At 70.5% G+C, this 12,462-nt stretch carries 12 protein-coding genes; 2 read left to right on the top strand and 10 right to left on the bottom strand.

Going from position 1 to position 12,462, the window contains the following annotated elements:
- Positions 1-13: 13 nt before the first annotated feature.
- From Q0P88_RS01530 to Q0P88_RS01485, 10 genes are all read right to left on the bottom strand, one after another.
- Positions 14-310 carry a DUF2277 domain-containing protein gene (locus tag Q0P88_RS01530; protein WP_295010520.1) on the bottom strand — a complete coding sequence of 99 codons (297 nt, stop codon included), beginning with the start codon at positions 308-310 and terminating at the stop codon, positions 14-16.
- 83 nt (positions 311-393) lie between these two features.
- Positions 394-1,575 (bottom strand): SLC13 family permease, encoded by a 1,182-nt coding sequence (locus Q0P88_RS01525; RefSeq protein ID WP_295010519.1) that lies wholly within the window; start codon positions 1,573-1,575, stop codon positions 394-396.
- A gap of 49 nt (positions 1,576-1,624) precedes the next feature.
- A complete protein-coding gene (locus tag Q0P88_RS01520; protein ID WP_295010518.1) occupies positions 1,625-2,746 on the bottom strand; it encodes an AI-2E family transporter in 1,122 nt (373 codons plus the stop codon).
- A gap of 91 nt (positions 2,747-2,837) precedes the next feature.
- Positions 2,838-3,854, bottom strand: coding sequence for a c-type cytochrome biogenesis protein CcsB (ccsB, locus tag Q0P88_RS01515; RefSeq protein WP_295010517.1), 1,017 nt, complete (start codon positions 3,852-3,854; stop codon positions 2,838-2,840).
- 9 nt (positions 3,855-3,863) lie between these two features.
- On the bottom strand, positions 3,864-5,684 hold the full coding sequence (locus Q0P88_RS01510; protein ID WP_295010516.1) for a cytochrome c biogenesis protein ResB: 1,821 nt from the start codon (positions 5,682-5,684) through the stop codon (positions 3,864-3,866).
- Positions 5,685-5,688: 4 nt separating this feature from the next.
- Positions 5,689-6,450 carry a cytochrome c biogenesis CcdA family protein gene (locus Q0P88_RS01505; RefSeq protein WP_295010515.1) on the bottom strand — a complete coding sequence of 254 codons (762 nt, stop codon included), beginning with the start codon at positions 6,448-6,450 and terminating at the stop codon, positions 5,689-5,691.
- Positions 6,451-6,472: 22 nt separating this feature from the next.
- Positions 6,473-7,156 (bottom strand): TlpA disulfide reductase family protein, encoded by a 684-nt coding sequence (locus Q0P88_RS01500; RefSeq protein ID WP_295010514.1) that lies wholly within the window; start codon positions 7,154-7,156, stop codon positions 6,473-6,475.
- Between the two features lie 69 nt (positions 7,157-7,225).
- Complete coding sequence (locus Q0P88_RS01495; protein ID WP_295010578.1) at positions 7,226-8,161, bottom strand: 1,4-dihydroxy-2-naphthoate polyprenyltransferase; 936 nt, start codon at positions 8,159-8,161, stop codon at positions 7,226-7,228.
- Between the two features lie 100 nt (positions 8,162-8,261).
- A complete protein-coding gene (locus Q0P88_RS01490) occupies positions 8,262-9,578 on the bottom strand; it encodes an aminotransferase class I/II-fold pyridoxal phosphate-dependent enzyme (protein ID WP_295010513.1) in 1,317 nt (438 codons plus the stop codon).
- A 144-nt stretch (positions 9,579-9,722) separates the two neighbouring features.
- Entirely contained in the window at positions 9,723-10,175 is a 453-nt protein-coding gene (locus Q0P88_RS01485; protein ID WP_295010512.1) for an Lrp/AsnC family transcriptional regulator, read from the bottom strand.
- Between the two features lie 71 nt (positions 10,176-10,246).
- Here Q0P88_RS01485 and Q0P88_RS01480 point away from each other — a divergent pair, with 71 nt between their 5' ends.
- Both Q0P88_RS01480 and Q0P88_RS01475 read left to right on the top strand, forming a co-directional pair.
- Positions 10,247-11,680 carry a DUF6421 family protein gene (locus Q0P88_RS01480; RefSeq protein ID WP_295010511.1) on the top strand — a complete coding sequence of 478 codons (1,434 nt, stop codon included), beginning with the start codon at positions 10,247-10,249 and terminating at the stop codon, positions 11,678-11,680.
- Between the two features lie 94 nt (positions 11,681-11,774).
- Positions 11,775-12,455, top strand: a complete 681-nt coding sequence (locus tag Q0P88_RS01475) for an SDR family oxidoreductase (protein WP_295010510.1) — start codon at positions 11,775-11,777, stop codon at positions 12,453-12,455.
- The last annotated feature ends 7 nt before the right edge of the window (positions 12,456-12,462 follow it).

The following is a 12,462-nucleotide window of genomic DNA, read 5'->3' as shown; positions in this document are numbered from 1 at the left end:
CGGCGTCCGCCGGTCAGGCGGACGCCGTGCGGATCCGCACCTCGCGCTCCATCCGCTTCTCGTGCCGGGCACGCCCCTTGATCGCTTCGGCCTCACGGCTCTTCGGCGGAGCGCTCGTGACAAGCTGGTCGAGCATGCGGCGGGTGGCCGCGGCGATCTCGTCGATCGCCTGCTCGAACGCCGGTGTGTTGGCTCGGGAGGGACGCGTGGATCCGCTGACCTTGCGCACGAACTGGAGCGCGGCCTCGCGGACCTCGTCGTCCGTGGTCGGCGGTTCGAAGTTGTGGAGACAGCGGATGTTGCGGCACATGCCGCCGACCCTACTCGCCGATCAGGGCCATGCCATCCCCTCCCTCCCGATCCGGACGACGCGGGCCGACGCGGCCCCGACGCTCAGCCGTGCACGAGCGCGAGAGCCACGGCCGCCGCCGCGACCGTGAGCACCGCGGCGAGCAGACCCCACAGCATGAAGCCGCCCCAGCGGATCCGCACCCCGAGTGCCGTGATGCGGTGGTGCCACAGCAGGGTCGCGAGCGAGGCCCACGGCGTGACGAGCGGTCCGAGGTTCACACCGATGAGCAGTGCCATGAGCGCGACCGGATCGCCCGACGCGATCGGTTCGAGCACGAGGTAGGCCGGCAGGTTGTTGATGCCGTTCGCGGCGAGCGCGCCGATGCCTGCGACCCTCAGCAGTTCGCCGAGCCCGTGACCGTGCGCCGATAACGGGCCCAGCAGCTCGGCGAGTCCGCGTGCATGGGCCGTCTCCACGATCACGAACAACGCCGCGGCGAGGCCGAGCGCCTGCCAGGGCACGAGGGAGAGGCGCAGCGCCTCCCTGCGGCGTGCGGCGAAGAGCACGAGCAGCACGAGGGCGGCCCCGGTCGCGGGAATCCACACCTCCGGCACGAGCGCCAGCAACGGGAGCAGCACGAGCAGCACGATCGACGACACGAGGAAGAGCGTGCGGTCCGCGGGCGCGTGACGCGGCGGCGTAGGGAACGTCGCGAAGAGCGTGCGCCGATGCGCGAGGGTGAGGATCACGACCGGCACGAGGATCCCGGCGAGCGCAGGAGCCCAGCTCAGCGCGAGGAAGGCGACCGCATTGCCGCCCATGGTCGGCGACGCGAGCAGATTCGTCAGGTTCGAGACCGGGAGCAGGAGCGAGGCGGTGTTCGCGAGCCAGACGGTCGCGAAGGCGAACGGCAGCGGAGACACGCCCACGCTCTGCGCGAGCAGCACCACGACGGGCGTCACGATCACGGCCGTGGTGTCCAGCGACAGGAAGACGGTGCTGAGCACCGCCAGCACGATCACGGCGCCCCAGAGCACGAGCACCCGTCCGCGACCCCACCGGCCGAGCTGCTGCGCGATCACGTCGAAGACGGCGGCGTCGCGCGCGAGCTCCGCCACGATCGTGATCGCCACGACGAACCCGAGTACCGGGGCGGTCCGTCCCACCAGGGCGTCCGCGTCCGTGGCGGGCAGCAGTCCCGTGGCGACGAATGCCACGGCGACCACGAGGAGCGCCCACACGAGGACGACCCCCGGACGCAGACGACCACGCGCGATGCTCACCGGCCGATCCTACGGCGACCCTGCCTCCGTCCCGCGGAGCGGAGCCGTGTCAGGACTGTTTCGCCTCCTGCGGCGGAGTGAGCTTCGCGTCCTGCGCGGGGAAGACGACCTTCTGGATGATGATGATGGCGCTCGCGGCGATGGGGATCGCGACGAGCGCGCCGAGCACACCGCCCAGCGCCCCTCCCGCCACCGCAGCGATCACGACGAGCGCGCCCGGCACGGCGACGGCCCTGCTCATGATGCGCGGGCTGATCACGTATGCCTCGATCTGCATGTAGATGAGGTAGTAGACGAACGCGATCAACGCTGTCACGGGCGACACGAACAGGCACAGCAGCGAGTTGATGATCGATCCGCTCAGCGTCCCGACCAGGGGGATGAGCGAGCCGATGAAAGCGATCAGGGCGAGCAGCGCCGGCAAGGGCGCGCCGATGATCGACAGGAAGATCAGGCTGAGGACGCCGTTGATGAGCGCGAGGCTGACCTGCCCGATCACGTAGCGGCCCACGGCGCCGGACACGTCCTCGAGCAGCTCGGTGAACCGGGGGCGCCGGTAGGCCGGCACGAACCGCGCGGCGGTGCGCTTCATCGCGCGCAGCGACGCCATGAAGTAGAGCGTGAGGATCAGCACGATCGTGAAGCCGGTGAAGCCGCCGGCGATGCCCGCTCCGACCGCCAGCAGACCGCCACCGATCTTGCCGAGGTTGCCGGGATCCTTGAAGAAGTCGGCGATCCCGTTCACGGCCTTGTTGAACGAGTCGCCGTACTGGTCCGCGAGCTGCTTGTACCAGTCGCTGCGCAGGATGTCGTCGATCGTCTTCGGCGCGATCTCGATGAGATGCGTGATCTGCTGGACGACGATGGGCACGATCGCGAACAGGATCCCCGCGACCGCCAGCACGACGACGACCACGACGATCGCCACCGCGGCGCCCCGCGGCAGCTTCTTCTCGATCCAGCGCACGATCGGGTCGAGCCCGAGAGCGAGGAACAGCGCGATCCCGATGTAGACGAGCACCGTGGACAGCTGACCGACGATCGCGCCGATGAGCAACGCCACCAGCACCCCGAGGGCTCCCACGAGGCCGAAGGTGAACGGCTGGATCCGTGTGCCGGTCGCGGCCTGTCCCGGATCGCCCGTGATGATCGTCACCTGACGTCTGCGCATGTCCCCCACCGTCCTCTGGCTCGGATGCCGGATTCCAGTATTGCCCGCCGCCGCGGGATCGGTCGGCGGGCGCGCGGACGACGGATCCGGCTCAGCTCAGGCCGGAGTAGACGTGCAGCCCCTTGAAGAACATGTTCACGATGGTGAAGTTGAAGAGCACGGCCGCGAAGCCCACGATGGACAGCCAGGCCGACCGGGATCCGCGCCACCCGCGCGTCGCGCGCGCGTGGATGTACCCGGCGTAGAGCACCCAGATGATGAACGTCCAGGTCTCCTTCGTGTCGAAGCCCCAGTACCGTCCCCACGCGTCATTGGCCCAGATCGCTCCCGCGATGAGGGTGAACGTCCAGAAGATGAAGCCGATCGTCGCGAACCGGTACGCGAGCCCCTCGAGCCGCTCGGAACCGGGCAGCGTCGCGAGGAAACGGGGACCGCCCTTGACCGCACCCGCCGCGATCCTCGCCTCTCGCCGGGCCTGCAGCAGCTGGAAGACGCTGAGCGCGAAGGCGAGCGCGAAGAAGGCGGTGCCGAGGGAGGCGACGAACACGTGGATCACGAGCCAGACGCTCTTGAGCGGGTCCGAGAGCGGCACGACCTGCACGTAGAAGCCCGTCGCCGCACCTCCGAGCAGCACGACGACGAGACCCAGGATGAACGTGCCGAGGAACTTCAGATCGAAGCGGATGTTCACCACGAGGTACACCGCGACGATGAGCAGCGTTCCCGTCATCGCGAACTCGTACATGTTCGACCACGGCACCCTGCCTGCGGCGATGCCGCGCAGGACCTCTCCGGCGAGGTGGAAGAGGAAGCCGAGCGTCGCGAGCGCGGTGCCGATGCGGGCCATCACGAAGCGGGGCGTCGACGACGCGCCCCCTGATCCCGACGACGGTGCAGGGGCCGGGGCGGCGGAAAGAGATGCGGCCGCTCCCCCGGTCTCGGTCGCCGCGCCGACCGCGACCAGCTCGCGTGCGGTCACCTCGGCGAAGCGGGTGTCCGCGGCGACCTGGGAGCGCCTGCCGAGATCGAGCGCGTAAGCGATGAACGCGAGCGCATAGATCGCGATCGCCGTCCAGATCATCAGGATCGACAGGGAGTCGAAGTTCATGGTCTCAGCCTACTTCCGCGGAATTCCGCTGTCATCGGGCTTGTCGGAGGGGTGGTCGGCGACGTCCCTCGCGGCGTCCGGCGCCTCCGCGGGGTCGGCGGCGGAGGCGTCCGGCTCCGCGACGGTGGCGGTGTCGGCACCGGTGTCGGCGTCGAGCAGACGCGCATGGCCGGCGCGCAGGTCCTCCACGGCCGCCGCGAGGGTCGGATCCTCTCCGCGGGCGAGGCCGGCGTACTCGAGGTGCACGCGCCCGTCGACGACGCTCGCCTTGACCCACAGTCGCCGACGCGGCACGAACAGCGCGAGGACGAGCCCGACCACGGCGAGCGCCGCGAAGCCGAGCACCCACTGCTCGGACGGGTCGTGATGGATCTGCAGCGACACGTAGCGCTTCACGGATGCGGAGTAGTCCTTCGCATCCTTCGGCGCGACGTTGTCGAAGGTGACGGACCCCATGCCGTTCGGCAGCTGCGCGGTGTCGCCCGGCTGCAGCTCCAGGGACTTCACCCCGGTCTTGCCTCCGGTCAGCTGGGTCATGTCGGTGGGATCGAGCACGTAGACCGACTTCGGCTGGCCGCCGTCGATGCCCAGGTCTCCCGCGTACACGTTGAGCGTGAGGAGGGGATTGATGAGGTCCGGGTAGGCCGAGGTGAACGCGCCGGTCTGCAGCGCCGCCGCGGTCGGGTAGAAGAAGCCGACCATGCCGAGCTGCTCCGGCAGTCCGTCCGGCACCTTCACCACGCCGAGGGACGTCATCGTGGAGTTGTTCTGCGGCAGGAACGGCACGGAGTCGTGGAAGACGACGGCGCCCTGCGCGTTGCGCACGGTGATGGTGGGCGCGTAGCCGTTGCCCAGCAGGTACACGCGGTCGCCGGCGATGCCCAGCGGATGGTTGACCCGGACGGACTCCTCGCGGCCCTTCTGCCCCGGCTCCGCCACGGTCACGCGGGCGTCGAAGTCGCCGGCCTGCCCCGAGGACGACTTGGTCTGGTCGAACGGCTGATAGGTGACGTCGAAACGGTCCAGCGTCATCCTGTAGGGCGGGAGCGCGTCATCCGAGACGAACCGGCCGCGGTTCATCGAGGAGTAGTCGAGCAGGGTGTTGACGAAGGTCGTGCCCTCGACGACCACCCGCTGCCCCGTGTACGCGAAGCTGCCCCCGAGGCCGACGGCGACGAGCACGCCGAGCAGGGCCAGGTGGAACAGCAGGTTGCCGGTCTCCCTCGCGTAGCCGCGCTCGGCGGAGACGGAGAAGCCGCGCGCGTCGTCGTAGCGCTCGACCCGGTACCGCAGCGCCTTCAGCTGCCGCTCCGCGATCGCGACGGACTGCTCCGCCGCGGCGCGCGGATCCCCGCCGGCGACGATCCGCGTGCTCTCCCGGTGGTCGTCGAGCCGGCTCAGCCGCGCCGGCGTCCGCGGCGGACGAGAGCGCAGCGCCTTCGCGTGGTGCTTGATCCGCGGGATCACGCATCCGACGAGCGAGAGGAAGAGCAGCAGGTAGATGGCCGAGAACCACGCCGAAAGATAGACGTCGAACAGCTGCATCCCGTCGAGGATCGGGAAGAGGTCCGGATGGTCCGTCTTCCACTGCGTGACGCCGTTCGGATCGGCCATGCGCTGCGGGAAGATCGAGCCGGGGATCGCCGCGATCGCGAGGATGAGCAGCAGCACGAGCGCCGTGCGCATCGAGGTGAGCTGACGCCAGCCCCAGCGCAGCCAGCCGACGACACCCAGCCGGGGCGACTCGATCTCGGGCCCCGCGCCGTCGACGTGGTCGCTGGGGCGCAACGGATCCGTCGAGGCCGATCCGCGGGCCTTCGCCTTCTTCACCGTCTCAGAGCGGGAGCTGGACACTGCCCATCACCGCCCCGATGCTGGACATGAGGGCCTTCCAGACCCCGGTCACCATGAGCAGGCCGAGCACGATGAGCAGCGCACCTCCGACGATGTTGACGACGCGCACGTGGCGACGCAGGAACGACACGGACCGGGTCGCCCAGCCGAATCCGAAGGCGACGAGCAGGAAGGGGATCCCCAGCCCGAGCGAATAGGCGACGCCGAGCAGCGCGGCACGACCCACGTCCCCGACGTTGACCGAGAGCGACACGATCGCGGAGAGGGTCGGCCCCATGCAGGGGCTCCAGCCGAAGCCGAGCGCGATGCCGAGCAGGGGCGCCCCGATCAGTCCCGCACGGCCGGACACGCCGATCCGCACGGTCCGCTGGGCGAAGCCGAAGAGGCCGATGAACACGAGCCCCATGAGCACGATCACCGCGCCGAGGACGCGCGTGATGAGATCGCCCCAGCGCAGCAGGAACACCCCCGCCGCACCGCCGACGACGGCGAACAGCACGAACACCAGCGTGAAGCCGAGGATGAACAGCAGCACGCCGAGCACCATCTGCCGCCGCGTCGGCGCCGGGTTCGTGCCGTCGACCGCCGGGGCGGATCCGCCGACCGCGCCGCCCACGAAGCCCAAGTAGCCGGGGACGAGCGGCAGCACGCACGGGGAGAGGAACGACAGCAGACCCGCGAGCATCGCGACGGGCAGGGCCACCCAGAGCGCGCCGGATCCGACGATGGCGTCGATGTTCACCGCGCCCCCGCCCGGTGACGTGTCACGACTTCTCCGCCAGCGCGTCGTCGATGAGCGTCGACAGGATCGAGGCGGAGTCGATCGGGCCGACGATGCGCGCCGCGACCCTGCCCTGCTTGTCGAGGACGAGCGTGGTCGGAGTCGCCTGGATCGAGGTGACCTCGGCGAACGCGAGCTTCGCCGCGCCGGTGTTCACGTCGATGATGCTCGGGTAGGTCACGCCGTACTTCTCGTTGAAGGACTGCGCGGTGCCCGCCTGGTCGTAGGTGTTGACGCCCACGAAGGAGACACCCTTGCCGTCGTACTTCTTCCAGACGGACTGCAGGTCCTCGGCCTCGACGCGGCACGGGCCGCAGGCGGCGTACCAGAAGTTCACGACGGTCACGTCGCCCGCGATCGACGCGCTCGTGAAGCTCTTGCCGTCCTCGAGCGTGCCGGCGAACGAGACGGGCCTGGAACGGTCGGCGGCCTTGATCTCGTCGACGCGGAGCCCGTCGCTGCCGATGTAGCCCTTGTTGTCGCCGTTGCGGTACTGGTCCGCCACCGGGTCGCTCGAACAGGCCGCGAGACCTGCCGCGACGAGTCCGATGCCCGCCAGGGCGGCGCCCGTGCGGACGAGACGGGCGGCGCGGGAGGCGCTGGTCCGTTCTGCGCGGCGGGGGGCGGTGCGCAGCTCGGCGGCCGGGCGCGACGAACGGGGGGACATGCTCGGAATCCTACGGAAGGTCTCTATGGGTCGGATGGGCGGACGCCGAACGCGGCGCGCGGCGTCGGCTCACACGGTCGGGGTCAGGAAGGCCCACAGCAGCGCACCCGAGAACGCGAGGGTTCCGAGCGAGGTCAGCGCGAGGGCGATCACGAGCTCGCGCGGCTCCTTGTACGTCCACACGATGAGGATCGCCGGCAGGAACGCGAGCAGGGCCAGCAGGCCGATCCACGCGACCGGGTAGAACAGGGCGAGCAGGACCAGCCCCACGAAGGGCAGCAGCGCGAACAGCGTGTAGACGATCTGGGTGGCGCGGCGGCCGATGACGACCGTGAGCGTGCGCTTGCCGACCACGCGATCCTGGTCGATGTCGCGCAGGTTGTTGGCGAGCAGCACGGCGCACGCGAACAGGCCGACCGCGACGGCCCCGATCCAGGCCTCCTGCGGCAGCGCCCCCGCCTGCACCCAGGTCGTGCCGAGCGTGGCGACGAGACCGAAGAAGACGAACACGAACACCTCGCCGAGGGCGTTGTAGCCGTAGGGGCGCTTGCCTCCCGTGTAGAACCACGCCGCGACGATGCACACGGCGCCCACCGCGATCAGCCACCACTGCTGGGTGCGGATCACGATGCCGAGCCCGGCGATCGCCGCGAGCGCGAAGAACGCGAGCCCGGTGAACAGCACGCTCCGGGCCGAGACGCGCCCGGACGCGGTGAGGCGCGCCGGGCCGACGCGGCGCGCATCCGTCCCGCGGACGCCGTCGCTGTAGTCGTTGGTGAAGTTCACGCCGATCTGCAGGCAGACCGCGACGGCGAGGCAGGCGAGCGCGATCATCCCGTGGAAGCGCGGATCCACCAGATGCGCGGCACCGGTGCCGACGAGCACCGGGGCGATCGCGAGCGGCAGCGTACGGGGCCGCGCCGCCCCGATCCAGTCGCCGACCGTGACCGGCCTCTGCGCGACGGCCGGCTTCTTCGCGGGGTTCCCGGAGCGGGCGTGCGTCACCGGACGCGAGGCCGAGGTCCCGGGATTCTTGCTTTTCGCCACGCCCGAATCCTAACGGCGGCGGCTGTGCCGGCTGCGCGCGGGGTCCCGGCGCACGGACTCATCGAGCCCGCGCCCCGGCGATCGCGGACTGCAGGTCGTCCGCGAGGGCGCGCAGCTCGGCGTCGTCGAGCGTGTGGGCGGTGAGACGGATCTGCGGAGAGGCCTCGTCTGCCTCCAGCAGGAACCCTCCGCCGGTGCGCACGAGCCACCCGCGCCGCATCATCGCGAGCGAGACCGCGCGGGCATCGACGCCGCACTCCACCCAGACGTTCAGACCGTCGTCGCCGCGCACCGTCATGCCGCGTTCGCGCAGCAACGTGCGCAGGGCGTCGCCGCGCTCCGCGTAGTGCTCCCCCGCGCGTTCCAGCGCGCTCGGGGTGTCCGGGTGGTCGAGCATGCCGACCGCGACCCGTTGCAGGATCCGGCTCACCCAGGTCTTGCCGGGCGAGAGCCGGGTGCGCAACTGCGCGGCGGTGTCCGGATCGCTCGCGAGCAGCGCGAGACGCAGATCCGGTCCGAGGAACTTCGACATGGAGCGGACGAGCGCCCAGCGCGGATGCCCGTCCGGGACGACCGTGTGATACGGGCGTCGCGAGAGCAGCGAGTAGTGGTCGTCCTCGACGATGAGCACGTGCGGTGCCTCGGCGAAGACCGCGCGGAGCTCCTCCGCCCGCGCGGCGCTCAGGCTGATCCCCGTCGGATTGTGGGCGCGCGGAGTGCAGACGATCGTGCGCGCACCCGCGGCGATCGCCGCGCGCACCCCGTCCGGCGTCATGCCCTCGTCGTCCAGCGGGATGCCGATCGGCCGATAGCCGCCCAGCCGCACCACGTTGATGCTGGAGAGGAAGCAGGGATCCTCCAGGCCGACGGCATCACCGTGGGCGAGCGAGGCGAGGAGCAGACGTTCGAGCGCGTCGACCGCGCCAGAGGTCACGCTCAGCTCGAACGGACGGTCCTGCGCCGCGGCGAGCCAGGCGGTGGCCCAGGTGCGCAGTCCCTCATCGATGAGCGCGTCGCCGTAGAGCGCCGGCGTGCGCAGGTCGACCTCGGCGAGCACCGGCAGGGGCAGGAGATCCGGATCCGGGTTTCCGCTCCCGAGATCGCGCAGCACCGTCTCGGCGGCGAAGCCCTCCTCCTCCGTGCGGAGCGGTTCGGCGACGACGGTTCCGCCCCGGCCACGACTGGCGGCGGCGCCCACGCGGGCGAGCGCCCGGTAGGCGGCGGCGACCGTGTTGCGGTTGACGCCGAGCTCGTCGGCCAGACCGCGCACCGTCGGCAGGCTCTGCCCGGGTGCGAGCGCGCCCGCGTCGATGAGACCGCGGATGGAGTCGGCGATCTCCTGCGCCGTGCTGCCCTGGATCGCGGTATCCGTCACGGCACTCAGCCTAGGCGCAGCCACGCCGCGCTCTCCCCGATCGTCCCGTCCGTTCTCAGGACGGCTCTGCGGCTCGGCCGGTCCTGTCCTTCGGAGTCGCGGTGGCCACGAGCTCAGGCTGAGAACGGACGGATCGAGGGCGCGCTATCCGGCGGCGGGTACCACGGGCCGGTGCTCGTAGAACGTCTGCAGGACGACGGTCGTGCGGGTGCTGACGTTGGCCGCGAGACGGATGTCGCGCACCAGCTGTTCGAGCGCGCGGGGCGACGGCACGCGGACGAAGAGCATGTAGGCGGCATCGCCGGCGATCGAATGGCAGGCCTCGATCGCCTCGAGGTGCTCGAGCAGGTCAGGAGAGTTGTCCGGCTGGGCGGGATCCAGCGGCGTGATCTCGATGAACGCGGCCATCGGCCGACCCACGGCCTCGGCATCGACGACGGCGCGGTAGCCCGTGATCACGCCGCGGGATTCCAGGCGTTTCAGGCGTGCTTGCACGGCGGAGACGGAGAGCCCGGCCGCCTCGGAGAGGTGGGCGAGGGTCGCGCGTCCGTCACGGGACAGGGCACCGAGGATGGCGAGGTCGACAGGATCGTCCATGCATGGAAGAATACCGGAGTCAGAACATCTATGCAGGAATTTTTCCTGCCTTCACACGATCGGAGGTCACGATGTCCTTCTCCACCCTGCACGACAACTCCACCCTCATCGGCGAGCCCGAGGTCGTCGAGGACGCCACGACCGCCGAGAACAGCGCCGCCTGGCGCACGCTCAAGGATGCCGCGATCGCCCTGCGTCCCCTCCAGATCAAGGACGGATCCGTTCCGAACGCGCAGGATCACGAGGCGGCCCGTGCGCACGTCGCGGCGATCACCGCGGGGATCCGCGCCCTCGCCCCCGCCTTCCCGCACGACGCGGCCTACCTCGACGCCTCTGTGAAGGACTTCCAGCGCTGGGCCGACGAGGGCTTCGGCGTGCCGGACTTCCTCGACTCGCTGCTCGCCTTCCAGCCGCAGCAGCATCGGATCGACGGGATCCGCCACCTCGTCGTGTTCCCGATGTACACGCAGAACGGATCGAGCGACCGGCTCGTCGAGGCGCTCATCGTGGAGACCATCTGGCCCGAGTTCATCGCCGACCTGGAGGCCGGCGACTACGGCAACAAGCTCTTCGTCTCGCTGCGGCTCATCGACTTCACCCCCGGCTACGACACGAACTCCGCCGTGCTCTTCCCGGAGACGGTCGCGATGCGCGAGATCCCCTCGTTCACCTGGGGCGCGATCTTCCAGGACCGCGAGGCCGCCCGCTACCGCCGGGTCGTCCGCGCGGCGAGCGAGATCACGAACCTGGAGCTGCCCGAGCGGGCCGCGGCGATGCTCGACGATCAGGAGCTCGCCGAGAAGACGTTCGTGATGTGGGACATCATCCACGACCGCACCCACATGCGCGGCGACCTTCCGTTCGATCCGTTCATGATCAAGCAGCGCATGCCGTTCTTCCTCTACTCGCTCGAGGAGATGCGCTGCGACATGACCGCGTTCCGCGAGTCGGTCAAGATCGAGCGCGGCCTCGCCGCGCGCATCGCCGCCGGCGAGCAGCTCACCGCGACGGAGCAGGAGATGCACGACTACGCGCACCTCGTGCAGTACGCCGTGATCTTCGACCGCATCTTCCGCTTCGCGATCACCGGCACCCGCACGCGCAACTACGACGCGGTCGGTGGCCAGCTCCTGTTCGCCTGGCTGCACCAGCGCGGCGTGCTGCACTGGACCGACACCGCCCTCGCCTTCGACTGGGGCAACGTGCCGGACGCCGTGGTCGCCCTCGGCGACGCGATCGACGACCTGTACTGGCACTCGATCGATCGTCCGAAGATCGCGCACTGGCTCGCCGCCTACGAGCTCGTCCGCGGCACGCTCACCCCGCACCCCGCGTCGCAGTGGGCCCGCGGTCTGAGCGACGAGATCCTCGCCGGCGCCCCCAAGGGCTACACCGACGCGGTGATGGACGACGAGTTCCCGCTGTCCATGTTCTTCGAGACGCTGGACAAGAAGATGAAGCCGGTGATCGAGTCGACCGTCGGGATCCGCGGCACCGACGACTGATCCAAGGCGAGACCGGCCGATGCGGGTCGTCGGGCGGGCGGCCGCCGTTCGCCCGACGACCCGCGAATCTCCCGAGCCCTGAGAGGCGGAAGCCATGACCGTTGCAGGACGCACCGTGATGCTGGCCGGCGCGACGAGTCCGTCCGGGCTCGCGATCGCCCGCGCCCTCGTCGCCGCCGACGCCCGCGTGATCGCGGTCGGGCGCGACCAGGACCGCCTCGACGCCCTCGCCGACGCGCTCGGCGCGGAGCGCGCGGGGTCCGTGCGCGTCGAACGCTGCTCGCTCACGGACGAGGGGGCGGTCACGGCGCTCGCCGGACGGCTCGCCGCCGACGGGGAGCACCTGGATGGACTGGTCCCGCTCGTGGGGGGTTGGCGCGGCGGGGGTGGACTCGCCGGACAGAGCGAGGACGACTACCGCGCGCTGGAGAGCTCGTTCACGGCGATCCGACTCACGAGCCGGGCGTTCGAGGCCGATCTGCGCGCGTCGGCAGCAGGGCGCTTCGCGATCCTCTCCTCGACGGCGGTGGCGCGTCCGCTCGCCGGAGGGGCGAACTACGCCGCGGTCAAGGCCGCGAGCGAGGCATGGACCCGCGCCGTGGCACAGGGCTTCGCGAAGGCGGCGAGGGAGGCCGACGAGCCTCTGCGCGCGGCGGCGACGGTGCTGCGCGTGAAGGCGCTGGACAGCGTGATCGATCGCGTCGCCACGACGATCGTCGGACTGTGGGACGCCGACGCCGTCGCGGTGAACGACCGGATCCTCGACGTCGACTGACGACGGC

Origin of the sequence: uncultured Microbacterium sp., assembly GCF_945952435.1 — a bacterium.
GTDB lineage: Bacteria > Actinomycetota > Actinomycetes > Actinomycetales > Microbacteriaceae > Microbacterium.
Note: the sequence above shows the minus strand (reverse complement) of the source record. Positions and strands in the feature narration are given on the sequence as shown.

Bases quoted from the DNA above. Each gene is read 5' to 3' on its own strand.
- Q0P88_RS01475 (WP_295010510.1), top strand. From the start codon at position 11,775: ATGACCGTTGCAGGACGCACCGTGATGCTGGCCGGCGCGACGAGTCCG.
- Q0P88_RS01520 (WP_295010518.1), bottom strand. From the start codon at position 2,746: ATGCGCAGACGTCAGGTGACGATCATCACGGGCGATCCGGGACAGGCC.
- Q0P88_RS01500 (WP_295010514.1), bottom strand. From the start codon at position 7,156: ATGTCCCCCCGTTCGTCGCGCCCGGCCGCCGAGCTGCGCACCGCCCCC.
- ccsB (WP_295010517.1), bottom strand. From the start codon at position 3,854: ATGAACTTCGACTCCCTGTCGATCCTGATGATCTGGACGGCGATCGCG.
- Q0P88_RS01485 (WP_295010512.1), bottom strand. From the start codon at position 10,175: ATGGACGATCCTGTCGACCTCGCCATCCTCGGTGCCCTGTCCCGTGAC.
- Q0P88_RS01530 (WP_295010520.1), bottom strand. From the start codon at position 310: ATGTGCCGCAACATCCGCTGTCTCCACAACTTCGAACCGCCGACCACG.
- Q0P88_RS01480 (WP_295010511.1), top strand. From the start codon at position 10,247: ATGTCCTTCTCCACCCTGCACGACAACTCCACCCTCATCGGCGAGCCC.